Raw genomic sequence first — 25,087 nt, 5'->3', positions numbered from 1 at the left:
AGCCGTTCTTTCGTCCCGCTGCGCTGAAATCGGTGCCGGCCCACCCGGCACGTCGATCGGCGCGGCCGCGCCCACGCGGCGTTCGACCGTCTTCCGGAATCCCGCGACGCTGATCCGGCATCCGCCGATTATTACGCGAATGTTGATTCTGTATCGATTTAGTGTATCGATACAGAAGATGATATAGTGCGGCCAAACCACGCGAGCGATTTCTCCGGAAGATAGAGGGCCGTATCGCGAGGCTCCCCGAAACCGCTTTGCTCACCGGATTTCTCACGGACGATTTCCATGCGTTTACCCGGCTTTTCCGCGCTTGTCGCGCTTTTCCTCATTGCGACGGACCCCGCATCGGCGGCCGTGCAGGCCGCGGATCGCGTCGCCGCGGGCAAGGCGCTGGCCGTCGCGGCCGACTGCGTCGCGTGCCATACGGTGCAGGGAGGGCAGCCGTTCGCGGGCGGCCTCGCGATGCCGTTGCCGATGGGCGACATCTACTCGACCAACATCACGCCGGACAAGCAAACGGGGATCGGCAACTACTCGGAGCAGGAATTCGCGAACGTGCTGCGCAAGGGGCTTCGGCGCGACGGCGGCAACCTGTATCCGGCAATGCCGTATCCGTCGTACACGAAGTTCAGCGACGACGACATCGCGAACCTGTACGCGTATTTCATGCACGGCGTCGCGCCGGTGCACCAGCCGAACCGCCGGCCGGATTTCCCGTGGCCGCTGACCATGCGCTGGCCGCTGAAGATCTGGAACGCGCTGTATCTGCGCGAAGGCGCGTATGTGTCGAAGCGCGGGCGGGACGCCGAGTGGAATCGCGGCGCCTACCTGGTGCAGGGCGCCGCGCACTGCGGCACCTGTCATACGCCGCGCGGCATCGGGATGCAGGAGCTGGCCTACGACGAAACCGGCGCCGGCTATCTCGCCGGCGCGCCGCTCGCGGGCTGGCAGGCGTTCAACATCACGCGCGACCGCGACGCGGGCATCGGCACGTGGACGATCGCGCAGATCGTCCAGTACCTGCGCACCGGCAACGTGCCGGGCAAGGCACAGGCGGCCGGCCCGATGGCGGAAGCGGTCGAACACAGCTTCAGCCGCATGAGCGACCGCGATCTGAATGCGATCGCCGCCTATTTGTCGACCGTACCGGCGGCGAAGGGCGCCGATATCGCACCGCGTTCCGCGCAGGGGCGCAAGACCGACGATTACGTCGCGGTACGCGCCGCGGCCGCGATGGGCAGCCCGGCGCCAGCCGGCGCGTCGCTCTACCTCGATCATTGCGCGAGCTGTCACGGGATGACGGGCGCCGGCACGGCGGACGGATTCTTCCCGTCACTGTTCGCCAACAGCGCGGTCGGCACCGCCACGGCGTCGAACCTGCTGCAGGTGGTCATGCATGGCGCGAGCGTGAACAACGGCGCCGCGCACTATTTCATGCCGGCGTTCCAGACCGAACTCAAGGATGACGAAGTGGCGACCTTGGTGAACTACTTGAGCGACCGGTTCGGCAATGGCAAGGCTCGCGTGAGCGCGGCGGATGTCGCGAAGATCCGCACGGCCCCCGCCCACTGACAGGAGATACACGCGATGAAGGATTTCGACGTGACCGACGACGCGAACGCGCAGCGTCGCCGCTTCGTGAAGCTGTCGGCCGGCGCGGCGCTTGCCGCCGCACTGCCTGCCGGCATGCTGATCGCACGTGCAGCGGCTGCGCCAGAGGCCGTGCCGCTGCGGGATTTTGCCGGCGTGGCCGCCTACCTGACGCGCCGCGCGACGCTTCCGTCGCGCTATGTGCAATCCGTCTACGACGGTCTCGTCGCGCAGGACCGCGAATTTCCCGCGCGGCTGCGCGCGCTCGCCGTCGCGATCGACATGGGCACGCAGCCGCTCGACGCGCTCGTGCGCACGCTCGGCGTCGCGGCCCCCGAGTTGCGCACCGCCGCGCTGGCCATCATCGAGGCCTTCTACACGGGCAGCGTCGGCCATGGCGGGCAGGCGCGCATGGTCGGCTACGAAACCGCGCTGATGTTCGAGCCGACCGCCGACGTCACGGTCATTCCGACCTACATCCGCGCGCGCCCCGAGTACTGGACGGCGCGCCCGACCGCCGACGCCGGCTGACCGGCCTATCGAACGAGGATCGAAATCATGAGCAGTACCTATGACGCGGACGTCATCGTAATCGGCGCCGGCATCCTGGGCGGCGCCGTCGCGCAGTCGCTGACGCAGGAACGCAAGTCCGTCATCGTGCTCGAGGCGGGGCCGGAGGTGAAGCGTGCCGAGCTCGTGCGCGCGTTCCGCGACTACGGCAACAAGTCGGACTACAACGGCCCGTATCCGGACCTGCCGTGGGCGCCGAAATCGTCCACGGGGCGCTATTCCGATCGCTACATCGACAGCGTCGGCCCGGTGCTGCAGAAGCCGTCGTTCCTGCGCCTCGTCGGCGGCACCACGTGGCACTGGGGAGGGGCGACGTGGCGCATGCTGCCGAACGATTTCCGGCTGCGCAGCCTCTACGGCCAGGGGCGCGACTGGCCGATCGGTTATGACGAACTCGAGCCGTGGTACCAGCTCGCCGAAGAGCAGATCGGCGTATCGGGCTCGGATACCGACGACCAGAGCGGCCAGGGCGGCGGGCCGTTCCCGCCGCGCTCGAAGCCGTATCCGATGCGGCAGCAACCGTGGTCGTACCTGACGCAGCAGGTCGCGGACAAGGTCGCGACGATCGGTCATCGTTTCGTCGACGAACCCAACGCGCGCGCGACGCGGCCCTACGAGGGTCGACCGACCTGCGCCGGCAACAACAACTGCGCGCCGATCTGCCCGATCGGTGCGCAATTTTCAGGCGATCGCCCGGTGCTGCGCGCCGTCGCGCAGGGCGCGCGGCTGCTGACGAACGCGGTCGTCTACAAGATCGAGCGCGGCGAGAATCGCAAGATCGCCGCGATCCATTACATGACGCCGGACGGCAAGAGCACGCGCCTGACCGCGCGGACCTTCGTGCTCGCGGCGCATGGCGTCGAGATTCCGAAGCTGCTGCTGATGTCGGGTGTCGCGAATTCGTCGGACCAGGTCGGCCGCAACATGATGGGACACACCGGCCGCGCGATCGCGATGCTCGCGCGCGAGCCGGTGTGGGCCGGGCGCGGCCCGACGCAGCAGGGCAGCATCAACACGCGGCGCGACGGCGCGTTTCGCCGCGAACACGGCGCGATCCGGCATTTCCTCGACAACACGGTGCCCAACGAGGTCGTCACGCGGCGGCTGATCGCGCAAGGTGTCGTCGGCGACGCGCTCGATACGCGGATCCGTCACGACGCGGCGCGCTATCTGAAGATCGCCAGCTACGTCGAGATCCTGCCCGACCCGCGCAACCGCGTGACGCTGAGCGATCGCAAGGATGCGCTCGGGCTGCCGACGCCGCGCACCGACTACGACGTGTACGACTACGCGTTGCGCGCGGCATCGCAAGTGCTCGACGACTACCGCGATTTCCAGCGGGTGTTCGGTGCGACCGAGATCGTGAACGACATCCATGCGTGGGTGCCGAGTTCGCACATCATGGGCACGACGATCATGGGCAGCGATCCGGCCGATTCGGTCGTCGACCGCGATTGCCGTACGCACGATCACCCGAACCTGTTCATCGCGAGCACGGCCGTGCATCCGAGTTCGTCAGTGGTCAATCCGACGCTGACCGGGTATGCGCTGGCGCTGCGGATGGCAAGGACGATCGCTGCGGAAGTCTGACGCAAGCAAGGCGGCCGGCGGCGCGCGCATACCGCCCGCCACGGCGGGGCCGCGCTCGGCCCCGCATCATTTCACGCATTCCAGTGCGTACTTCAACCCCTGTCCGAGCAGCCCGCGCCACACTTCCCACGTGTGCCCGCCGTCGACGATGCGCAGTTCCGCCGGGTTTTGCGCGCGGCGCAGGTGCGTGTACAGCACGCTCGATTCGGCCTGGATCGTCAGGTCGTCGTCGCCCGCCGCGATGAACATCGGCACGCGCCAGTTGCGCGCGAAATAACCGCGCATCAGCGCCGGGTAGTTCAGCTCGTGCCACACGCGCGGGTCGAACTGCCGGTCGCCGAACACGCCGACATAACGTGCGGCGGAATTGAGCGGCGGCTCGTTCGCGTAGATCGCGGGGCTCAGCAGCATCGCGCCGCAGAACAGGCCCGGCTCGAGCAGCGAGAAACGCAGCGCGCCGAAGCCGCCCATCGACACGCCGCCGATCGCGCGGCCCGCGCGCTGGTTCGACACCGCGAAGTGCGCTTCGACTTCAGGCAGCAGGTCGTTGAGGAACGCGCTCTGCATCTTCTCCTTGCGGTCGACGTACCAGTCGGTGCCGCCTTGCGGCATCACGATCACGACGGGCGGGATCTCGCGGCGCTCGATCAGTGTGTCGGCGGTGGCCTGCAGCCGGCCCTGCGTGATCCAGTCGTTTGCGTTGCCGGCGTTGCCGTGCAGCAGGTACAGCACCGGATAGCGCGCGCCTTCCGGGTTGTAGCCGGGCGGCAGGTAGACCGTGTAAGACCAGTCGCGCTTCAGCGACGCCGACCGGAACGCGCGCAGCACGACGCTGCTACCCGGATTGACCGAGGGTTCCTGGGCGGCAGGCGCGATCGTTGCGGGCGGGACGGTCGCGGCCGCGGGCGCGGACGACGCCGGCGAAACCGCGGGCCCGCCCGGCGTGGCGTGGGCGGTGGCGATGGCACCGGCGATCAGGGCGGCGGCGAACGGAAGGGCGAGTCGGCGCATGGTGAACCGTTTCAGGAGAGGCGCCCGCTATCGTAGCAGCGGCGCATGACGGCGCGGCGCATCATCACCGCGGACGGAACGGGAACGGCAGCCGCGACACGAGCGGCGCATAGAGCTTCGCGACGAGATACAGCAGGCCCATCGCGACGACGTCGGCGGTCAGGCCGAGCGGCACGTTCAGATAGCCTTCGGTCGCCTGGTACAGCAGCGAGTCGACCGCGAGCGAGATGCCGGTGCCGGCGACGAAGCACAGCAGCCCCTGGCGGCCGATCGTGCCGATCCACGGCATTGCATGCGCGACCTTCTTCATCCACCCGAGGTGCACGAGCTTGGCCGCGAGCCACGCGATCGCGAGGAAGTTCGCGAGCCGCAGCGCGCCGAGATTCTGCTTGATCGACGGGTCGGTCGGGAACGGCTCGATGCGCAGCCGGTAGTACGCGCCGGCCGCGACGATCGCGAGCGACACGGCCGTCAGCAGCCAGCCCTGCGGTTTCGGTGCGAGCGTCTGGTAGACGGGCTGGCAGCGTGCGATCACGCCGAGCACGAACAGGAACTGCCACGCGAACGGATTGAAGTCCCACGGCGCGCCTTCGACGGTCGGCAAGAAGCGCGCAATGTGCGGCGCCGCGTACCAGAGCGAGCCGCTGAACGCGAGCATCAACCACGGCTGCGTGCGCGCGAGCGGCAGCGCGAGCGGGACGAGCAGCGCGAAGAACGCATACATCGGCAGCACCGACGCGAGATACGGCTGGCGGCGGAACAGCAGGATGTCGCGCAGCGCGGCGAGCGGCTTGTGCAGCAGGCCGTCGAGATCGTTGGTCGGCATGTTCGGGCCGTCGATCGAGAATGCGTTCAGCACGGCGGTGATGAGCAGCATCAGGCCGGCCGTCACGAGGAAAGCACGGTAGATCTCGAAGGCACGGCGGATGAAACGTTGGCGCGCGGCAGCCTCGTCGTGGCGCTCGGCCAGCGAGTTGTACGCGATGGCGGTCGCGAAACCGCCGAGGAACACGAACACCTCGGCCGCATCGCACAGCGCGTACGCATGCAGCGTCACGCGCGACAGGATGCTGCCGCCGATGTGGTCGACGACGATCACCAGCAGCACGAGGCCGCGGAAGAAGTCGAGCTCGGCGTAGCGGCCGGCCCGGGCGGCGGCGGTCATCGGGCCGCCTCCCGGCGCGCGCCGCGTGCGCGGCCGGCACCCGCCGCGCATGAATCGGGGTGAAGCATGACTTCGTGAAGAAATGACGAACGGATGCGCATTGTGCCACCGATGTGACGCCGTCCGGGTTTACGCGGATGGTGGGCCGGCCAGCCGCTACCGACAAGCCTGGTCAGGCCATGACGAGGACAGGGCAGTTGGACGAGCGCAACGCTTTGCGTGCCGGCCCCACGCCCATATGGACGGGCGGTTTGCGACGTGACACCATTTTGTCCTCGCGGCCGCACACCGCGCAGTCCGCCCTGCGGGCCACCTCTATAAAACAGACCAAACAATCGCCGGGCGCATGGCCTGCCCGGCACCCGGCTCCGGAGATTCGTCATGAAGAAGCACGTCATTTTTGCCGCCGCGCTGGCCGCTTTTGCCGCGCCGGCCTTCGCGCAGGACAGCGTGACGCTGTACGGCCTGATCGACGAGGGCTTCAACTACACGAACAACGTGAACGTAGGCGGGGTCGGAAAAACGAATTACCAGCTCGCGAGCGGCTACGCGCAGGGCAGCCGCTGGGGCCTGAAGGGCAGCGAGGACCTGGGCGGCGGGCTGAAGGCGATCTTCACGCTGGAAAACGGCTTCGACGTGAACAACGGCCGGTTCAATCAGGGCGGCCGGATGTTCGGCCGCCAGGCGTTCGTCGGGCTGAGCGCGTCGCGCTTCGGCACGCTGACCTTCGGCCGCCAGTACGATTCAGTCGTCGACTATCTCGCGCCGCTGACCGCGAACGGCAACTGGGGCGGCACGCTGTTCTCGCACCCCTTCGACAACGACAACACGGACAACTCGTTCCGCGTCAACAACACGGTCAAGTATGCGAGCCCCGACTGGAACGGGCTGTCGTTCGGCGGCACCTACAGCTTCAGCAACAGCACGGGCTTCTCGACCAACCGCCAGTACAGCATCGGCGCGCAGTATTCGCTGGCCGGGCTGCAGGTCGCGGCTGCCTACCTGCAGGCGAACAGCCCGGGCGTCGGCAACGCGGGCGCGATCGCGGCCGACGATGCGAACTTCGTCGCCGACCGCCTGCGCATCTTCGGCGGCGGCATCAACTACACGTTCGGCCCGGCGACGGTCGGCTTCGTCTATACGAAGACCGACGTGAAGAACCCGGTGTCGACCGTCTACCTGCCGGCGTCGACGTTCTCGGGCCTCGGGCTGACCGCGACCAAGTTCCAGAACTTCGAGATCAACGGCAAGTACCAGCTCACGTCCGATTTCTATCTCGGCGCGCAGTACGTGTACACGGACGGCAAGTTCGACGCCGCGGCCGGTTCGTTCAAGCCGAAGTACCACACCGTCGGGCTGATGGCCGACTACAGCCTGTCCAAGCGCACCGACGTCTACCTGCAGGGCGCATGGCAGAAGGTCGCCGGCGACAAGACCGGCACCGCCGCCGATGGCGGCTACGTGGTCGGGACGGACGGCCCGTCGTCGTCGGCGAACCAGTTCGCGGTGCGCGCCGCGATCCGCCACAAGTTCTGAGGTCGACCTGCCCGCGCCCGGGGGCGGATTGCCCCGGTGCCGGCTTTCGTCATGCTGGCCGGTGGGCGTCGTCGAGCGTTTGCGCGAGCCAGTCGACGAAGATCCGCACGCGCGGCGCCAGATGCCGGCCGTTCGGAAACATGACCGACACCGGCAGCGGCGCGGCATGCCATTCCGGCAGCACCTCGACCAGCGAGCCGTCCTCGAGCAGCGGCGCGAGCCCGTCGCGCGGCACCTGGATCAGACCCAGGCCTGCGATGCAGCACGCGAGATACGCCTGCGAGCTGTTTACCGCGACCACGCTGCGCATCTTCACCGTCTGCAGCGCGCCCGAATCCATGTCCGCATATTCCCAGTCCAGCTCACGGCCCGTGCGGCTCGAGAAATAGCCGACCGCGACATGGTCGGGCAAATCGTCCGGCGAGCGCGGCGTGCCGTATCGCGCGAGATACGCGGGCGACGCGCAGTTGATCTGCGCCATCTCGCCGACGCGGCGCGCGACCAGCGACGTGTCGGACAGCACGCCGACCCGCACCGCGCAGTCGATGCCGTCTGAGATGAGATCGACGAAGCGGTCGGTCGTGCTCAGCACGACGCGCAGGTCGGGATAGCGCGCGTGGAAATCCGGCAGCGCCGGAATCACCTTGTTCAGGGCGAAGCGTTCGGGCAGGTCGACGCGGATCACGCCGCGCGGCGCGGCGCCGGCGTCGTCGAACAGCGTCTCGGCATCGTCCAGATCGGCCAGCAGCCGCGTGCAGCGCTCGTAATAAGTGGCGCCCTCGGCGGTCAGCGCGACGCGCCGGGTGGTTCGCTGCAGCAGGCGCACCCGCAGGTGTTTTTCCAGATACTGGACGGCATTGCTGACCGTCGGGCGCGGCAATTGCAACTGCTCGGCCGCTTTCGTGAAGCTGCCGAGGTGGGCGACGCGCGCAAAGATGCGCATTGCATGCAGATGGTCCATGCGGAGCGAAAGCCTGGGCGAATTGGGACAGGCTCCATTGTTAATCAGCGTCGAATGATTTGGTTGGACGTTTCGCGTTTATCGCGCGCCGCGATGCGTCCAGAATCCGGTTCATTCACTCACCACCGCAAGGAAACGGACATGGACAAGCGTCAACTGGGCCGCACGGGCCCGCAGGTGTCGGCGATCGGGCTCGGCTGCATGGGGATGTCGGATCTCTACGGGCCGGCGGATCGCGACGAAAGCATCGCGACGCTGCATGCGGCGCTCGACAACGGGATCACGCTGCTCGATACGGGCGACTTCTACGGGATGGGCGACAACGAGATGCTGATCCGCGACGCGCTGCGCGGCCGCACGCGCGACCAGGTGCTGATCAGCGTGAAATTCGGCGCGTTGCGCGATCCGGCCGGCGCTTTCGTCGGCTACGACGCGCGGCCGCAGGCGATCCGCAATTTCGTCGCGTATTCGCTGAAGCGGCTCGGCACCGACCACATCGACATCTACCGGCCGGCGCGCGTCGATCCGGCGGTGCCGATCGAGGAGACGGTCGGCGCGGTCGCCGATCTCGTGAAGGCCGGTCATGTGCGCCATATCGGCCTCTCGGAGGTGGGTGCCGACACGATCCGCCGCGCGGCGGCCGTCGCGCCGATCGCCGACCTGCAGATCGAGTACTCGCTGCTGTCGCGCGGGATCGAGGCGGACATCCTGCCCGTGTGTCGCGAACTCGGGATCGGCGTGACGGCCTACGGCGTGCTGTCGCGCGGGCTGCTCGGCGGCGGCTGGAGCGCGGCGCGGCAGGGTGAGCGCGACTTCCGCGCGGCCAGCCCGCGCTTTCAGGGCGAGAACCTCGCGCACAATCTCGCGCTGGTCGACGCACTGCGCGCGATTGCCGACGAAAAGGGCAGCAACCCGGCGCAGATCGCGATCGCGTGGGCGCTGTCGCGCGGCGACGACATCGTGCCGCTGGTCGGCGCGCGCAAGCGCACGCAACTCCAGGACGCGTTGCAGGCGTCAAAGTTGCAACTAACGGTCGATGATCTGGCTCGCATCGAAACGGCGGTTCCCGCCGGGGCGGCTGCCGGCGAGCGTTATCCGGCCCCCCAGATGGCGCACCTCGACAGCGAGCATGGCCGGGGGCCGACGCACGCAGCCTGAACGGCGGGCATGGCGGGATGATGAGGCGACGAGGCCCGCCGGGTGGGCCCGAGCCAGCCTCAGGCAAAGCCAGATGGCCGGCGGCGTGACGGTGGTTCATCATCGGCGCCGTCTTCAACCGGACGGAACGCCCTCCATGCAAACCCATACGCTGACGATCATCGTGCTGGTCTTTCTGCTGGCCGGTGCGGTCAAGGGCATGATCGGCCTCGGGCTGCCGACGATCGCGATGGGCCTGCTGACGCTCGCGATGCCGCCGTCGGCCGCCGCGAGCCTGCTGCTCGTGCCGTCGTTCATCACCAATGTGTGGCAGCTGTGGCTCGGCCCGTCGTTCGGGTCGTTGCTGCGGCGTCTGTGGCCGCTGCTCGCCGGGCTGACGATCGGCACGCTGACGGGCGGGCTGCCCGCGCTCGCGGGCGGCAGTGCGTGGACCCACGCGGCGCTCGGCGTCGTGCTGGTCGCTTACGGCGGCTGGGGGCTCGCCGCCGCGCGATTGCCCGCGCCGGGCCGACACGAAAAGTGGCTGTCGGCCGCGATCGGCTATCTGACGGGCGTCGTGACGGCCGCCACCGGCGTGTTCGTCGTGCCTGCCGTGCCGTACCTGCAGGCGCTGCGGCTGTCGAAGGATGACCTGATCCAGGCGCTCGGGCTCTCGTTCACCGCGTCGACGATCGCGCTCGGGCTGCAGTTGCGCGTAACGGGCGCGCTGCAGACGGTCGATCTCGGCGTATCGGCGCTGGCGCTCGTGCCGGCACTCGCGGGGATGATCGGCGGGCAATATGCGCGGCGCGTGATGAGCGAGAAGACTTTCAAGCGCTGCTTCTTCGTCGGGATGACCGCGCTCGGCGCCTGCATGGCCGCCTCGGCGTGGCAGTGAGCGGGCATCGCCGACACGCGCAATGCGCGCAATGCGCGCCCCGCGTGAATGCCCCGAAGCCGGTTTCGAGCGCCGGCTTCGAGGACGCTCACGGAGCGGCGGCCAGGCCGCTCAGGCCGGGTCGGCGTACTTCAGCGTCCACCCGAACGCGCGGGTGACGCCCGCACCGAGCGCGAACGGCGCGGTCTTGCACGCGAAGTTCGAATGCAACTGGCCGATCGGCGTCGTCGACAGCGGGTTCGTCGCGCCGTTGACCGTGTCGAAGGCGGACAGCGTGCAGGTGTCGAACCCGGACGCCGCATAGCCGGTCGCGGCGCTGTTCGCGTACGTCACCGATGTGCCGTCGCCGTTTGCTTGCGTCGACGCGAAGTCCGCGAACGACGCGAAGTCCGTCTCGACCGACAGGTTACCGGCGAGCGTGCCAGAAGCAAGCGTGTCGCTGCGCGAGATCGTGCCGTGCGCGAACGTCAGCACGGTATGCACCTGGAGGTCGAGATCCGTCGTGTACGCCGCGTTCTTCGACGCGAGACGAAACTTCGCCGTGTCGAACGACACGACGACCTGGCCGTTGGCCTGCTGCACGTTGAGGTTCTTGTAGTACGTGACGGGCACGTAGGTCTTCCCGTTGTACGACACCTGCGGCACCAGCAGTGCATAGCCCAGATCGGTCGTCCCGTAGATCAGCTTGTCGGAGAACGGCACCGGGTAGTACGGCGTGAACGAGTTGTAGTCGGGCGCCTGGCTGAGATTCAGGTTGATCACGCGGCGGCCGTCGCGCACGGTGAGCAGCGCCGCGTCGTACGGATGCGCGGTATCGCCGGGCTGGTTGTACCAGGTGAGCGTGTAGCGCGGCAGCGCGTCGAGCCACGCATCGTAGGCCGCATCGTCCATCGGCGCCTTGCCGCCGAAGCCAAGCTTGTTCCACCACGCGTTCACGTAAAGGTACTGGTGCAGCAGGCTGAAATTCTCGCCCATCACGCGCGGCTTGCCGCGATAGGCGTCCGTGCCGCGACCCTTGACCCACATGTTCACCGACGGCGTCGGCAGCGACGGGTCGTACCAGTACGTGTCGAAGCGACGCGCGGCCCGGTAGATGAACGCGTACGCAATCTGCTTTTCCTGATCGGTCAGCACGCCCGCATTGGCCGCTGCCGTCAGGATCTCCATGAACGCGGAATCGCCGTACGGGCCGATCGAACGGCCGTAGTCGAAGCCCTGGCCGTCGGCGTTCAGCTGCGGCAGGATCAGGTCGACCGACTTGCGCAGATAGCCCTTCAGTTCCGGCGTGAGGTTCGCCTCGTTGCCCATCTCGAACGTGCGCTCGGTCACTTCGCCGATCAGCAGCGTGCTGTAGCGGTCGTAGCGCGCCTGGTCGTAATAGGTCGTGTGCGTGTTCGACGCTTCGTCGGAGAACCCGCCCGACGAATCCTTGCGGATGTGGTTCGTCAACGTATAGAGCAGCGCATCGCGCGCGCCCATCGTCGCGACGGCCGGATCGGTCGCCGACGAGAACGACGGATTGCTCCAGCCGAGTTTTTGCCGCAGGCCGGCAATTCCGTAGGACACCGCATAGTAATTCTGCGCGGTGTTGAGCGACGCAATGTCGATCGGCGTGCCGGCGGCCGGGCAGGTGCTGGTCTTGCCGCTTGCATCGGGACCGAACATGTCGCAGAAGGTGAGCCGTTGCTGCAGCGTCGCGAGCATCGCGTCGCTGAAGACCTCGTTGAGCATGCCGTGCGCCTTCAGGTTGTTCAGCGCGACGAGGTAGTAGTACTCGCCCCATGACGTATTTGCATACGCATAGTCGCTGCCCGACTGCGCCATCATCGCGGTCGTGATCGTCTGGTACGTCGCCAGATAGCTTGCGTATTGCGGGTCGCCCTTCGACTTCATGTCGATCAGGATGTACGACAGGCCGAGCGCGAGCTTGCCGGGAAGGAATTTGTCGCCGGTGTTCGTGTCGAGCACGTGAACCGGCGAACCGTCGCCGAGATCCATCACGACCTGCGTGAAGTCGGGCGACTTCCGGATCAGGTCGAACAGCGCGCGCATCTGGCCCATCATCGTGACCGGAATGCTCGTGCCTGCCGGCACGCTGGTGTCGGGTGCGCCGTAGACGAGCGCCTGCAACGAGTTCGGCGCGAGCGCCGGTGTCGACGGCGGGGGTGACGAGGGTGGCGAGGCGGTCACGTCGTTGCCGCCGCATGCGCTGACGAACAGGACGGAAAGGGCGCTGAGCGCGGCGCCGAGCGCGAATCTGCTGCGCATATGCATTGTGTCTCCGGGTTTTCGAATAGTGATGAAGGTTTGAATCGCAACTCGGGCAGGCAAGCGTTCTCCCTGCGCGGGCCACGAAGGCGTCGCGCTGAAGGCGAAGGAAAACGTTTTCCAAATTTAGGCATCGATTGCTTCGATGTCAATGCGCTTTCACGCCGGAGACGCCGGTGAAAACCCGGATGCCTGAAATGGCAGATGTCGTGAAGATGGGGTGTTGATGCCGGAATTACCGAGATTTATTATTATTTTCGCTGCAATGCAGCGTGCCATATCGGCAGCGACGGAAGCGTTGGAAAGGTGCTCGGGCGGCGCGCTTCCAACGAGATGCAAGAGAAAACGTTACCCCTGAAAATCGAATCAAGCCGGATCTCGGCTGTCGATTCCGTCCGGCGGCCGCCCCGCGGCGATGCTAGAGCTGCGCTTCGATCGCCGCCTTGTCGATCACCGACCAGACCTGCCGGATCTTGCCGTCGTGAAATTCGTAGATGACGTTCTCGGCGAACGTGACGCGCGTGCCGTCGACGGCGAGCCCCATGAACGTCCCTTTCGGCGCACACGCGAAGCGAAGCCGGCACGCGACGCGCGGCGGTTCGCACACCAGCAGCCGGATCGCGAAATGGGGATCCGGAATGTCGCGGAAATCCTGCTCGAGCATCGCGCGGTAGCCGGCCAGGCCGAGCGGCCGGTCGTTGTGGATCACGTTGTCGGCGACGTATCGGCCGAGCGCCGGCCAGTCCTGGCGGTTCAGGCAGTCGATGTAGGCGCGGTAGTGCGTGGCGAGATCGGGTTTCGTCATGACGGGGTGCCTCCTCGTGTATCGCCCGGCTGTTGCGGATGGCGCGGGCGTTCAGCGCGATGACGTTTCGCCCGACAGATACGACACGAACGCCTGCGTATATTTGGGCAGCGCATCGAACGATCGTGCGCAGAGCGTCAGCTTGCGGTGGCTCCACGCGTCGGACAGCTCGACGAGCCGCACGTCCATCGTCTGCATCGCGCGCTCGGCCGCGTGGCGCGACACGATGCCGATTCCCACGCCGCTTTCGATCACGCGGCAGATCGCATCGAAACTCTTCAGCTGCACACGGTAGCGGATCCGCTTGCCGAGCGCACGCGCCTGGTCCGCGAGATGGACCTGCAGCGCGCTGCCGTCGGTCAGCCCGATGAAATCCGCGTCGGCGATCTCGTCGAACGCGACCTTGTCGCGCGCGGCGAGCGGATGCCCGGCCGGCACGACCGCGATCAGCCAATCCTCGCGGAATGGCTTCTGCTCGAGCCCGCCGAGCCCGACCGAATCGGCGACGATGCCGACCTCGGCCGTCTTGTTGCGGATCGCGTGCACGATTTCCTGGCTCGAGCGCTCCTCGACGCTGATCGACAGTTTCGGATGATGCGGCAGGTACGCGGCGAGCGCGTCGGGCAGGTATTCGCTCAGCGAGGCCGTGTTGCAGAGCAGGCGGATATGCCCGCGCAGCCCCTGGCCGTATTGCTGCAGTTCGCCGCGCATGTGGTCGATCTGCTGCAGCACCGTGCGCGCGTGATGCTCGAGCGCGCGGCCGGCGTCGGTCACCTGCGCGCCGGACTTGCTCCGGTGCAGCAGCGGCACGCCGAGTTCGTCCTCCATCCCGCGAATGCGCTCGCTTGCTGCCTGCAGCGTGATGTGCGTGCGCTCGGCGCCGCCCGTGATCGTGCCGGCCTCGCAGATGTTCAGGAAGAGCCGCAGGTCGGTCAGGTCGAATCGCATGGCGGGGTGGGGACGCGTAAGGATTGGTATGGCCGATAAGTTAGCAGGAACCGCCGCACCGGTCTCAGGCTGGGCCTGAGACCCCGTTCGCCGGTTCCGCATTTTCGGGGCGGGATCGATGCCGGATCATGGCCGCATATCAACCGGGGGAGACTGTCATGCGGGTCGATTCGTCGTGGGGTGTGTCGTTCAAGATCGCGTTGCACCTGCTGTTCCTGTGCATCGGGCTCGGGTGGGCCTGCGCGGAACTGGTCGACTGGCTGCGCTGAGCGGGCGCCCATCGCAGCCGCATCGGCTGTCCGATGCGGCTATATCGAAATTGAAAGCCATTCGAAATTTCGGCCCATCGCGAAATTTCTTCCGCATCGCGCGGCAGAAACCGTCAAGTTTTCCCGAAATTGACCGTATTACCGGTAACGAGTGTCCGCCGGCGCCCGGTTCGTGATCGTTTGTCATGATTGTTTGCATCCGGTTACACGTCGGCCGTTCCGTTTTTGAGATGCTTGAAAGATTGTCAAATCGGAGTCGATCGTCCATGAAACAGCGCGAGATTTGCCGCAAGTCGGCGTGGCTGTCCGGCCTCGCCGCGGTGCTCGTCATGGCCGGTTGTGCCAGCACGCAGTCCGTCCCGCCGAGCGACACGCTGGCGGGATCGCCGTCGGGGCAGCCCGCCGCCGCACCGGCGGCCACGCCCGCGACGCCGCCGCCCGCACCCATTCTCGTCGCGCAGAAGTACGTGGTGAAACGCGGCGACACGCTGTCGGGCATCGCGTCCGCGAACGACTGCAGCGTCGCCGACCTGCGCACCTGGAACAAGCTCGATGGGCGCGGCAGGCTGCGCATGGGGCAGGTGCTCCGCATCGTTCGCCAGCAGCCGTTGCAGGCATCGGGCGCGAATGGCAGCGCGCCGGCCGCGGCGCCGGCCGCCGCGAGCAATGCGGCGGGCGCCGCGCAGGCGAGCGCGTCGACGGCGAGCGACCGGCAAGTCGTGAAGGAAACCAGGCGGCACACGGGTGCGGTGGCGCTCACGTGGCCCGCGCGCGGCAAGATCGTCGACGCGTTCCGGCCGGGGCAGAACCGGGGCATCCAGATCGCCGGCCGGCCGGGCGACCCGGTTCGCGCGGCGGCCGACGGCCGCGTGATGTACGCGGGTAGCGGCCTGAACGATTACGGCACCCTGATCATCGTCCAGCACAACGCGGATTTCCTCACGGCCTATGCGCACAATCGCAAGCTGCTCGTGAAGACCGGCGACATCGTGCGCCGGGGCGACGAGATCGCCGAGATGGGCGACCTCGACAACTCGCGTGTCGCGCTGCTGTTCGAAGTGCGGCGCGACGGCAAGCCCGTCAATCCGATGCCGTACCTGCCTTCGTCGCAAGGGTGATGCAGGCCGCGCCGCTGGAACGCGGCGGCGCTCGCTGCTACGCTAGGGCCTGTTCATGTGCGTCCCGCCGCATGCGGGGCCGACGGACGTCTTCGGGGATGCGCGGCGTATGCCGTCGCGAGCCGGCCGTCGGCGTGAATGCGTGTGCATCGTCGATGCGCACGTATGTTGCTTCGTGCCACCGTTTCCGACAGAACACCCTTCACCCATGGAACACTCTCCGACACGCCGCTCGCTGTTGCTCGCCGCCGTCGCCGCGCCGTTCGTCGCCGCGTGCTCGTCGGCACCCGTCGCCGACCAGGGCCGCGCACATGCCGCCCAGGCCGAACTCGCCGCGCTCGAAAAAGCGTCGAACGGTCGGCTCGGCGTCGCCGCACTCGATACGTCGAGCGGCACGCGCATCGCGCATCACGCGCGCGAGCGCTTCCCGCTGTGCGGCACCTATGCGGTCGTCGCCGCCGCCGCGATACTCGCGCGCGGCTCGCTCGACGCGTCGCTGCTGCCGCGCCGCATCCTGTATCGCCGCTATGAAGTCGTGGCCGGCTCGCCGGTGACGGAAAGCCACGTCGACACGGGGATGACGATCGCGCAGCTCTGCACGGCGATGCTGCAGTCGGGCGACAAGGGCGCGGGGAACCTGCTGATGGGCGTGCTCGGCGGTCCGCAGGCCGTCACATCGTTCGCGCACGAAAGCGGCGACACCGCATTCCGGCTGGACCGCTGGGAACCCGAACTGAACCAGGCGGCGCCGCGCGACGAGCGCGATACGTCGACACCGGTCGAGATGGTCGACACGCTGCAGCGGCTGCTGCTCGGCGATACGCTGCGCGAGCCGCAGCGTGCGCAGCTCACGGAATGGATGACCGGCGGCGCGCGCGGCGCGACCGGAATCGCGGCCGGCGTGCCGCCGGGCTGGCGCATCGCTGAAAAAACCGGCACCGGCGGCTACGGCACGACGACCGACGTCGCCGTGCTGTGGCCGCCGTCGCGCGCGCCGATCGTGTTGGCCGTGTCGTTCACGCAGCCGCGTGCCGACGCGGCGGCACGTGCGGACGTCGTCGCGTCGGCGGCGCGCATCGCGACGGGCGCGCTCGCCGCCACGGCCTGAGCGTCCGGTGCACCTCGCGTAAAGCCGGCGTTTGGCTTATCGTGTCGATCAGCGCGCGCCGGTGTCGGCGCGCGGTCTTGCCGCGCCGTCGTTGGGTGCGATCGATCCGTCTACCCCTTCGTCATGCGCCGACTTCCACCCCTGCACGCGCTGCAGATCTTCTCGACAGTGGCCCGCCACCGCAGCTTCACGCGCGCGGCCGAGCAGCTGTGCCTCACGCAGGGCGCGGTAAGCCGGCAGATCCAGACACTCGAGGCGCATTACGGCTTCCCGCTGTTCAAGCGGCACGCGAAGGGCCTCACGCTGACGGCGGAGGGCGAGCAATTGCTGCCGGTGGTCAACGAGAGCTTCGCGCGGATCGAGGACATCTCGATGAAGCTCACGCGGCAGCGCACCGATCTCGCGCTGAAGGTGCCGACTTGCGTGATGCGCTGGATGCTGCCGCGCATCATGCGCTTCCAGGGTGAGCATCCCGAGCTCCACGTGCAGATCACGACCGCGTGGCAGCACATCGTCGATTTCTCGACCGAGCCGTTCGATGCGGCGGTCGTCTACGGTACGTCGCCGGGCGCTGGCGTGTTCGCGCTGCCGCTGTTCGACGAGCGCTTGACGCCGGTGTGCGCGCCCGAGCTGCGGCAGGCCGTGCCGCTCGATGCGGTCGGCGATCTCGCGCACCATACGCTGCTGCATCCGACGCGCGACCACCGCGACTGGCGCGCGTGGCTCGATCACGCGGGCGAACGCGCCGTCGACGCGGAGCGCGGGCCGACCTTCGACACGCTCGATCTCGCGACGAATGCGGCGATGCAGGGCTTCGGCGTCGCGATCGGCGACGTGACGCTCGTCGACGACGACGTCGCCGCGCGCCGGCTCGAACGGCCGTTCGACATCGTGCTCGAGACCGGCGCCCGCTATTTCTTCGTTTATCCGGAGAGCATCGGCAGCCAGCAGAAGATCCGCGCGTTCAGCGACTGGATCGCCTGCCATCGCGACTGACGCGCGACGTCTCCTGCAGCAGGCGCTACTGGTACGTCACGACGGCGATCATCGGCGCATGCGCGTTGCCCGCACGGTCAGGTAAAACGATTGCGCGCGAGGCCTGCGTAAAGGTCGTGGTCTTGATCGTGCGCAGGCTGGCCGCGTCGATGAACGCGACTTGCCCGCTCGCCGGGCGCGGGCAGTCGGGGCGCACGTGCGCGTGCGCGGCGTCGGCCGTGTCGAGTGCGAACGAGCACGGCGGCTCGACGATCATGCCGGTGAAGTGGATGACGCCGGACGCGCCGGCGGCAAAAGACGAGGACGACGCCAGAAGCGAAGCAGCCAGGGCAAACGAGGCGGCAAACAGGCGATGCTTCATGACAGGCTCCAGAGAGGAAGCGCGTCGCAGCGGGGCCGCTCGAATGGCAGTCCGTCAACGCTGCGATGCTGTATGCGTAAACGGCAATTCCATCGGACCTCTTGAATGAAAGAACGGGAAATGACGGCAACGAGCAAATGACGCCGCATTCCTCCAATCAATTTATCTCAAATTTGTGCGGCCGCAAGTCAGGGTATTGCCGATGGCGCAAGCTCGCGGCAATCCGGCCAACGGACAGGGGTTTTGCAGGTGAATCGTTGAGAACTCAACGATTCGACGAGGGTGCGAATTGCGGGGTGCAGAAAGAAAAACGGCCGCTCGTGTGACGAGCGGCCGTTTCCGCATCGACGCAGGCGATGCGGCGGTCAGCCCGCGCGCTTGCGCATCGCGCCGACGATCACGAGCAGCACGATCGCGCCGATGATCGACGCGATCCAGCCGGCGCCCTGGCCCGGCGCATACCAGCCGGCAGCGCGGCCGACGTAGCCCGCGACGAGCGAGCCGACGACGCCGAGCACGACGGTCATCAGGATGCCCATTTTGTCGTCGCCGGGCTTGAGCGCACGGGCGAGGAGGCCGACGATGAGCCCGACCACCAGGGTTTCGATGAATTGCAGCATGAACGCCTCCCTATAGCTGTTGATCTGTTGACGAAAGGAAATGGACCCGCGCGGCGCGCGAGGGTTCCATTCGGCGTGCGTGCCGGTGCATTGGCGCACCGACGCACGGGGTGCCGAGTATCGCACGCCCGCGCGTCGCACTCATGTCAGTCGACCGGATCGAGGCGGCGGTAGCCTTCGGTCGCGCGCAGCAGCGTGCGCGTGTAGTCGCGTGCGACCTGTCCGGCGCGCACGTCCTCGATCCGCAGCTGTTCGACGATCTCGCCATGCTGCATCACCGCGATGCGCTGGCACAGGAAGCCGATCACCGCGAGGTTGTGGCTCACGAGGATCATCGTCAGTTTGCGTTCGCGATGCAGGCGGCGCAGCAGGTTCAGGATTTCGGCCTGCACCGACACGTCGAGCGCGGACGTCGGCTCGTCGAGCAGCAACACGCGCGGCTCGACAATCAGCGCGCGCGCGATCGCGACACGCTGGCGCTGGCCGCCCGACAGCTGGTGCGGATAGCGGAAGCGGAACGACGGGCCGAGCCCGACTTCGGACAGCGCGCGGGCGATGCGCGCGTCGGCGTCGTCGATCGCGTGGATCGACAGCGGCTCGCGCAGCGTCTGGTCCACCGTGAAGCGCGGATGCAGCGACCCGTACGGATCCTGGAACACCATCTGCACGTGGCGGCGAAATGCGCGATCGGGCGTGCCGCCGACGGGCCGCCCGTCGATCGACAGGCTGCCGCCCGCGAGCGGCACGAGGCCGGTCAGCGCGCGCAGCAGCGTCGACTTGCCGGAGCCCGATTCGCCGACGAGCCCGAACACCTCGCCGTCGCGTACCGCGAAGCTGGCATCGCGCACGGCGTCGACGTGACCCGTGCGGGTCGGGAAACGGATCGATGCGTGATCGACGTCGATCATCGTGCGGCCTCCTGCGGTATGTGAGCGGTCGGCGCGGGCGCAGCGGCGTCGAGCCACGCCGGATCGCGCCGCAGCACGGGCAGTTCGTCGGGCGGGTTCACGAGCGGCGGGTTCGCCGCGAGCAGCCCGCGCGTGTAGGGATGCGTCGCATCGCGCAGGTCGCGCGCGGCGCAGGTTTCGACCACGCGCCCCGCATACATCACCGCGACGCGATCGCAGAACGACATCACGAGCGGCAGGTCGTGGCTGACGAACATCAGGCCCGTGTTGTGCCGCGCGATCATCGCGTCGAGCACCGCGAGCACCTGCATCGACACCGCGACGTCGAGCGCGGAGGTCGGCTCGTCGGCGATCAGCAGGCGTGGGCCCGTCGACACCATCATCGCGATCATCACGCGCTGGCCCATGCCGCCCGACAGCTCGTGCGGATACGCATCGGCGACGCGCGCCGGGTCGCGGATCTGCACGGCCGCGAGCGCGTCGACGATCCGCTCGCGCAGCGCGCGGCCGCGCAGGCGCGGCTCGTGCCGCCGGAACGCTTCGCCCATCTGCTTCGCGACGGTCATCACCGGGTTCAGCGAATACTTCGGATCCTGCAGGATCATCCCCATCTGGCTGCCGCACAGGCGCCGGCGTTCGCTCGCGGACATCGCGAGCAGGTCCTGGCCCGCGAAGCGCATCGTGCGGGCCGACCAGCGCGCGGCTTCGGGCAGCAGGCCGAGCAGCGCGCGGCCCGTCAGCGACTTGCCGGAGCCCGATTCGCCGACGATGCCGAGCCGTTCGCCGGGCGCGAGCGTCAGCGACAGGTCGCGCACCGCGTCGGTGACGACGCCGTCGTGTCCGCGAAAGCCGATTTTCAGGCCGTCGATCTCGCAGAGCGGCGCGGGCGCGGTGGTGGAATTCATCGGCATGTCATGCTCCATGGCGGGGATCGAAGACGTCGCGCAGCCCGTCGCCGAGCAGGTTGAATGCGAGGCTCACGAGCAGGATGGCGATGCCGGGCAGCGTCGCGACCCACCACGCGTCGAGCAGCACGTTGCGGCCCGACGCGACCATGAAGCCCCACTCGGGGCTCGGCGGCTGCGCGCCGAGGCCGAGAAAGCCGAGGCCCGCGACGGTGAGGATGATGCCGGCCATGTCGAGCGTCGCGCGCACGATCACCGACGACATGCACAGCGGCATGATGTAGCGCAGCAGGATCCGCGGGCCCGACGCGCCTTGCAGCCGCGCGGCGTGGATGTAGTCGGCCTGCGCGATGCGGATCGTCTCCGCGCGCGCGAGCCGCGCATACGCGGGCCACGCGGTGATCGAGATCGCAACGACCGCGTTGATCACGCCGGGCCCGAGCGCGGCCGCGAATGCGAGCGCGAGCACGATCTTCGGGAACGCGAGCGCGATGTCGGTGATGCGCATCAGCACGCTGTCGACGAAGCCGCCGCAATAGCCGGCCGTCGTGCCGATCGCGAGGCCGATCGGCACGACGATCACGACGACGAGCATCGCGATGCCGAGCGTGAGGCGAGAGCCCGCGATCATCCGTGAAAGGATGTCGCGGCCGAGCTGGTCGGTGCCGAGCCAGTGCGATGCGGAGCCGGGCGGCAGCAGCCGGTCCGACAGCACCTGGCGCAGCGGATCGTGCGGCATGATCAGCGGGCCGACGATCGCGACCACGATCAGCGTCACCAGGATCGCGAGCCCGAACAGGTTGAGCGGATTGCCCGCGAAACGGCGCCAGCGGCGGTAGGCGAGGCCGAACGCGGCCTGCGAGCGCGACGCGGGCGCATCGGAAAGCAGCCACGCGCGCAGCGTGAGAGGTTCGGCATTCATGGACGGGTGGCCTTCGGCATGGTCGGTGAAGGAAGCGAAATGGAAACGGTCATGTCGAAGCGGCCCTCAGCGCGCACGCGGATCGAACACACGGTACAGCGCGTCGGTCAGCAGGTTGACGGTGATGAACATCACGCCGATCACGAGCGTCGCGCCGAGCACGGCATTCATGTCGGCGTTCAGGAGCGCGCCGGTCAGGTACGAGCCGAGCCCCGGCCACGCGAACACGATCTCGGTCAGCACCGAGCCTTCGAGCAGGTTGCTGTAGGTGAGCGCGATCACGGTGAGCAGCGGCACCGCGATGTTGCCGAACGCATGCCGCCAGATGACGCGCCGCTCGGACAAGCCCTTCGCGCGCGCGGTGACGATGTATTCCTGGCTCAGCTGGTCGAGCATGAACGAGCGCGTCATCCGGCTCAGGTACGCGACCGAGTAGTAGCCGAGGATCGCGGCCGGCAGCGCGATGTGCGACACCGCGTTGCGGAACACGTCCCACTCGCCCGCGAGCGCCGAGTCGATCAGCAGGCTGCCCGTGCGCGGGTCGACCATCCCGTCGTACACCGGATCGAGCCGGCCGGGGCCGCCGACCCAGTGCAGCCGCGCATAGAACAGCAGCAGCCCCATCAGCCCGAGCCAGAATACCGGCACCGAATTGCCGATCAGGCCAACGAAGCGCGCGATGTGGTCGATCGGCCGGTTGTGCTTCACCGCGGCCGCGACGCCGAGCGGCACGCCGATCGCGATGCCGATCACCGTCGCGATCGTCGCGAGTTCGAGCGTGGCGGGGAACACGCGCCTGATGTCGTCGAGCACCGGGTTCGACGTCAGCAGCGACATGCCGAGATTGCCGTGCAGCACGTCGCGCGCGTAGATCAGGAACTGCGTGACGAGCGGCTTGTCGAGGCCGAGCGCGATGCGCTCGGCCGCGTAGGCCTCGGCCGACGCGCGATCGCCGAGGATCGCGAGCACGGGATCGATCGGCACCTTGCGGCCGATCACGAACGTCAGCGCGAGCAGCCCTGTGAACGTGACGGCGAGCGTGAGCGCCCAGCGCAGCACGCGTAGCACCCAGCGCACGGCCGGGCGCCGCGCGGGCAGCGTGCGCAGTGCTTCGAGGGAGGAGGCGGGAGTCGACATGCGGCGAACCTTATTGCTTCTTCAGGTTACGGTACGACACGAGGTCGTTGATCGGCCCGACTTCGAGCCCGCTCACGCCGGGCCGCGTCGCGACCTGCGCGACCTTCTCGAACATGATCACGAACGGCGAGCGCGCGAGCATTTCCTTCTGCATCGCCTGGTACCGCTGCGCGCGTTGCGCGGCGGTCGGCTCGGCGAGCGCGGCGTCGGTTTCCTTCGTCAGTTGCGGAATGTCCCAGCTGTTGCGCCAGGCCAGCATCTTGTAGCTCGACTTGTCGGAGTTGTCGGGGTTCCATGCGAAACCCTGCGCGTTGCTGTGCGGGTCGATGTAGTCGGCCGACCATTCGCCGATGTAGATGTCGTGCTGGCGCGCGCGGTATTTCGCGAGCGTCTGCTTGTTGTCGCCGGGGATCAGCTGCACCTTGACGCCCGCCTGCGCGAAGTTCGCCTGCACGGCCTGCGCGATCTCCGTGTACGGATAGTCGTTGCGCACGTCCATCGTCACCGAGAAGCCGTTCGGCACGCCGGCCTTCGCGAGCAGCGCCTTCGCCTTCGCGACGTCGAGCTTGTACGGGTTCGCATTCAGCGTGCCGAGGAAGCCTTCGGGCAGGAAGGTCTGGTGCACCTTGTAGGTCGTCTTCACGACGTTGGCCTGGAGGCCCGCATAGTCGACCAGCCACTTGAGCGCTTCCTGCACGTCGGGCTTCGCGAGCGTCGGGTTCTTCGTGTTCAGGCCGAGATACAGCAGCGTCGCCTGCGGCGAGGCCGTGACTTTCGCCTTGCCCGACTTCACGACCGACGCGAGATCGTCCGGGCTCAGGTCGCGCGCCGCGTCGACGTCGCCGTTTTCCAGCAGCAGTCGCTGGCTCGCCGCTTCGGGCACGTGGCGCAGCACGATGCGCTTCATCGCGAGCGGCAGCCGGTAGCCGTCGAAGCGTTGCAGCACGATGCTGTCGCTGGGCGACCACTTGACGAGCTTGTACGCGCCGGAGCCGGCCTCGTTGGTCTTCAACCACGCGTTGCCGAAGTCGTTGCCCTGCTGGTGCGACAGCAGCAATTTCTTGTCGAGCACCGACGCGGGCCACGAGCCGAGCACGTTGAGCACGAAGGTCGGCGCGTATTTGTGATCGGTCGTGATCGACACCGTCTGGTCGTCCAGCTTCTTCACGTTCGCCACGACGTTGGCCTTCGTGAGCCCGATGCCGGTCAGCACCGCGGCCGGTCCCTTGTCGAGCAGCACCGCGCGCTGGATCGACCATGCGACGTCGTCGGCCGTCAGCGGGTTGCCCGAGTGGAACTTGAGGCCCGACCGCAGCTTGAACGTATAGGTCAGGCCGTCGGCGCTCACCGTCCACGACTGCGCGACGTCGCCGTTGAATTTCGACGGATCGCGCAGGTCCACGCGCACGAGCCGGTCGTACGTGTTCGCGACGTACTCCTCAGGCACCAGCTCGTAGATTTCGCCCGGATCGAGCGTCGTGAATTCGTCGAGCAGCGTGGCCATCACGAACATGTCCTTCGGCGTTTCCGCATGGGCGGTGGAAAGCGGAACGGCGGCGAACAGGGACGCGGCGGCCAGCGCCGCGACGAGCCGGGAGGTCGGGAATTTCATGGGCGCTTCTCCATCTGTCGTTTGAGTCGTTGAACGTGAACCTGCATGAAAAAGGGGGCGTGCAGCATCGTTACATCAGGCGCCACGGGCCGCTCGCCGCGTTGTCGATCTGCGGCAGCGCATGCGAACCGGGCAGCTCGTAGTGCCACCACTCGCTGTCGATATGCGCGAAGCCGGCCGCATGCATGACGCCGAGCAGCAGCAGCCGGTTGCGTTGCACGTGCTCGGGCAACCCCGCGTGAAAGTGGCCCGACGCGGCCACCATCTCGTCGAAGCCGGTGCCCATGTCGAGCGGCTCGCCGTTCGCGCCGACGAGCGTCAGGTCCAGCGCGGTGCCGCGGCTGTGGTTCGACCCGCGGCCGAGATCGGCGACGAAGTTCGGATCCGGCAGGAAATCCCACAACACCTGCTGCGCCTCCGGCGGCCGGTACGCGTCGTAGATGCGCAGCGTGAAGCCGGCCTGCGCGGCGACGTCGACCGCGCGGCGCAGCGCGGCATCGGCCGGCTCGAGCAGCAGACAGTGCGCGTTGCGGTAGATCGGCTTGCCGGTCAGGTTGCGCTCGGTCGCGTAGACGAGATCGATCTCGATGCGATGCGTGGCGGGCGTGATTTCGACGAGACGGTGATGGTTCATCGGCGGTCCGGTTGA

At 67.7% G+C, this 25,087-nt stretch carries 23 protein-coding genes; 9 read left to right on the top strand and 14 right to left on the bottom strand.

The annotated features are described in order from the left end of the window. Nucleotides 1–288 precede the first annotated feature (288 nt). Genes LGM71_RS07315 through LGM71_RS07305 form a run of 3 tightly spaced genes read left to right on the top strand, consistent with a single transcriptional unit; the run spans nt 289 to nt 3,753 of the window. Nucleotides 289–1,575, top strand: a complete 1,287-nt coding sequence (locus LGM71_RS07315) for a cytochrome c (RefSeq protein WP_226114449.1) — start codon at nt 289–291, stop codon at nt 1,573–1,575. Nucleotides 1,576–1,590: 15 nt separating this feature from the next. Then, nucleotides 1,591–2,124 (top strand): sorbitol dehydrogenase family protein, encoded by a 534-nt coding sequence (locus LGM71_RS07310; protein WP_226114446.1) that lies wholly within the window; start codon nt 1,591–1,593, stop codon nt 2,122–2,124. Nucleotides 2,125–2,151: 27 nt separating this feature from the next. After that, nucleotides 2,152–3,753: a GMC family oxidoreductase gene (locus LGM71_RS07305; protein ID WP_124623107.1), complete on the top strand. Its 1,602-nt coding sequence runs from the start codon at nt 2,152–2,154 to the stop codon at nt 3,751–3,753. Between the two features lie 66 nt (nt 3,754–3,819). On the opposite strand, the gene LGM71_RS07300 is transcribed toward LGM71_RS07305, so the two are convergent. Then, a complete protein-coding gene (locus LGM71_RS07300; RefSeq protein WP_151050073.1) occupies nt 3,820–4,764 on the bottom strand; it encodes an alpha/beta hydrolase in 945 nt (314 codons plus the stop codon). 64 nt (nt 4,765–4,828) lie between these two features. Next, the gene (locus LGM71_RS07295) at nt 4,829–5,929 is read right to left on the bottom strand and encodes an OpgC domain-containing protein (protein ID WP_124623103.1); all 1,101 of its coding nucleotides are present in this window, start codon (nt 5,927–5,929) and stop codon (nt 4,829–4,831) included. A gap of 381 nt (nt 5,930–6,310) precedes the next feature. On the opposite strand from LGM71_RS07295, the gene LGM71_RS07290 reads away from it, so the two are divergent. Further along, nucleotides 6,311–7,465: a porin gene (locus LGM71_RS07290; protein ID WP_124904105.1), complete on the top strand. Its 1,155-nt coding sequence runs from the start codon at nt 6,311–6,313 to the stop codon at nt 7,463–7,465. Nucleotides 7,466–7,514: 49 nt separating this feature from the next. Here LGM71_RS07290 and LGM71_RS07285 read toward each other — a convergent pair whose 3' ends face one another. Then, nucleotides 7,515–8,426 carry a LysR family transcriptional regulator gene (locus tag LGM71_RS07285; RefSeq protein WP_059607152.1) on the bottom strand — a complete coding sequence of 304 codons (912 nt, stop codon included), beginning with the start codon at nt 8,424–8,426 and terminating at the stop codon, nt 7,515–7,517. Nucleotides 8,427–8,567: 141 nt separating this feature from the next. On the opposite strand from LGM71_RS07285, the gene LGM71_RS07280 reads away from it, so the two are divergent. Together LGM71_RS07280 and LGM71_RS07275 are read left to right on the top strand one after the other, a co-directional pair. After that, complete coding sequence (locus tag LGM71_RS07280) at nt 8,568–9,584, top strand: aldo/keto reductase (protein ID WP_226114445.1); 1,017 nt, start codon at nt 8,568–8,570, stop codon at nt 9,582–9,584. A gap of 136 nt (nt 9,585–9,720) precedes the next feature. Then, entirely contained in the window at nt 9,721–10,461 is a 741-nt protein-coding gene (locus LGM71_RS07275) for a sulfite exporter TauE/SafE family protein (protein WP_226114444.1), read from the top strand. A 111-nt stretch (nt 10,462–10,572) separates the two neighbouring features. Here the strand turns inward: LGM71_RS07275 and LGM71_RS07270 are convergent, their stop codons facing one another. The 3 genes from LGM71_RS07270 to LGM71_RS07260 all read right to left on the bottom strand — a co-directional run bounded on the left by LGM71_RS07270 (nt 10,573) and on the right by LGM71_RS07260 (nt 14,482). Further along, on the bottom strand, nt 10,573–12,735 hold the full coding sequence (locus tag LGM71_RS07270) for a hypothetical protein (protein ID WP_226114442.1): 2,163 nt from the start codon (nt 12,733–12,735) through the stop codon (nt 10,573–10,575). A 412-nt stretch (nt 12,736–13,147) separates the two neighbouring features. Beyond that, complete coding sequence (locus LGM71_RS07265; protein ID WP_226114441.1) at nt 13,148–13,534, bottom strand: ester cyclase; 387 nt, start codon at nt 13,532–13,534, stop codon at nt 13,148–13,150. Nucleotides 13,535–13,585: 51 nt separating this feature from the next. Further along, nucleotides 13,586–14,482, bottom strand: coding sequence for a LysR substrate-binding domain-containing protein (locus LGM71_RS07260; protein ID WP_124623091.1), 897 nt, complete (start codon nt 14,480–14,482; stop codon nt 13,586–13,588). 535 nt (nt 14,483–15,017) lie between these two features. Between LGM71_RS07260 and LGM71_RS07255 the strand changes: the two genes are divergently transcribed. The 3 genes from LGM71_RS07255 (at nt 15,018) to LGM71_RS07245 (ending at nt 17,973) form a co-directional block, all read left to right on the top strand. Next, nucleotides 15,018–15,869 carry a peptidoglycan DD-metalloendopeptidase family protein gene (locus tag LGM71_RS07255; protein ID WP_226114440.1) on the top strand — a complete coding sequence of 284 codons (852 nt, stop codon included), beginning with the start codon at nt 15,018–15,020 and terminating at the stop codon, nt 15,867–15,869. Nucleotides 15,870–16,077: 208 nt separating this feature from the next. Further along, the gene (bla, locus tag LGM71_RS07250) at nt 16,078–16,977 is read left to right on the top strand and encodes a class A beta-lactamase (protein ID WP_226114438.1); all 900 of its coding nucleotides are present in this window, start codon (nt 16,078–16,080) and stop codon (nt 16,975–16,977) included. 123 nt (nt 16,978–17,100) lie between these two features. Continuing rightward, complete coding sequence (locus tag LGM71_RS07245) at nt 17,101–17,973, top strand: LysR substrate-binding domain-containing protein (RefSeq protein WP_059607168.1); 873 nt, start codon at nt 17,101–17,103, stop codon at nt 17,971–17,973. A gap of 25 nt (nt 17,974–17,998) precedes the next feature. Here the strand turns inward: LGM71_RS07245 and LGM71_RS07240 are convergent, their stop codons facing one another. The 8 genes from LGM71_RS07240 to ddpX all read right to left on the bottom strand — a co-directional run bounded on the left by LGM71_RS07240 (nt 17,999) and on the right by ddpX (nt 25,072). Beyond that, entirely contained in the window at nt 17,999–18,334 is a 336-nt protein-coding gene (locus LGM71_RS07240) for a type 1 fimbrial protein (RefSeq protein WP_174910319.1), read from the bottom strand. Between the two features lie 365 nt (nt 18,335–18,699). Next, entirely contained in the window at nt 18,700–18,954 is a 255-nt protein-coding gene (locus LGM71_RS07235) for a GlsB/YeaQ/YmgE family stress response membrane protein (RefSeq protein ID WP_059607170.1), read from the bottom strand. Nucleotides 18,955–19,100: 146 nt separating this feature from the next. Then, the gene (locus tag LGM71_RS07230; protein ID WP_226114437.1) at nt 19,101–19,862 is read right to left on the bottom strand and encodes an ABC transporter ATP-binding protein; all 762 of its coding nucleotides are present in this window, start codon (nt 19,860–19,862) and stop codon (nt 19,101–19,103) included. Continuing rightward, nucleotides 19,859–20,773, bottom strand: a complete 915-nt coding sequence (locus tag LGM71_RS07225) for an ABC transporter ATP-binding protein (protein WP_059607174.1) — start codon at nt 20,771–20,773, stop codon at nt 19,859–19,861. Before LGM71_RS07225 ends, LGM71_RS07230 begins: the two co-directional genes overlap by 4 nt. A gap of 1 nt (nt 20,774) precedes the next feature. Further along, the gene (gene nikC / locus LGM71_RS07220) at nt 20,775–21,689 is read right to left on the bottom strand and encodes a nickel transporter permease (protein WP_059607176.1); all 915 of its coding nucleotides are present in this window, start codon (nt 21,687–21,689) and stop codon (nt 20,775–20,777) included. A gap of 66 nt (nt 21,690–21,755) precedes the next feature. Then, nucleotides 21,756–22,826 (bottom strand): ABC transporter permease, encoded by a 1,071-nt coding sequence (locus LGM71_RS07215; protein ID WP_124623079.1) that lies wholly within the window; start codon nt 22,824–22,826, stop codon nt 21,756–21,758. A 10-nt stretch (nt 22,827–22,836) separates the two neighbouring features. Next, nucleotides 22,837–24,438, bottom strand: a complete 1,602-nt coding sequence (locus tag LGM71_RS07210) for an ABC transporter substrate-binding protein (protein ID WP_059607180.1) — start codon at nt 24,436–24,438, stop codon at nt 22,837–22,839. Nucleotides 24,439–24,508: 70 nt separating this feature from the next. Continuing rightward, nucleotides 24,509–25,072 carry a D-alanyl-D-alanine dipeptidase gene (ddpX, locus tag LGM71_RS07205; protein ID WP_174910315.1) on the bottom strand — a complete coding sequence of 188 codons (564 nt, stop codon included), beginning with the start codon at nt 25,070–25,072 and terminating at the stop codon, nt 24,509–24,511. Nucleotides 25,073–25,087 lie beyond the last annotated feature (15 nt).

This window comes from Burkholderia sp. AU33545, assembly GCF_020419685.1.
GTDB classification, from domain to species: Bacteria; Pseudomonadota; Gammaproteobacteria; order Burkholderiales; family Burkholderiaceae; genus Burkholderia; species Burkholderia diffusa.
Note: the sequence above shows the minus strand (reverse complement) of the source record. Positions and strands in the feature narration are given on the sequence as shown.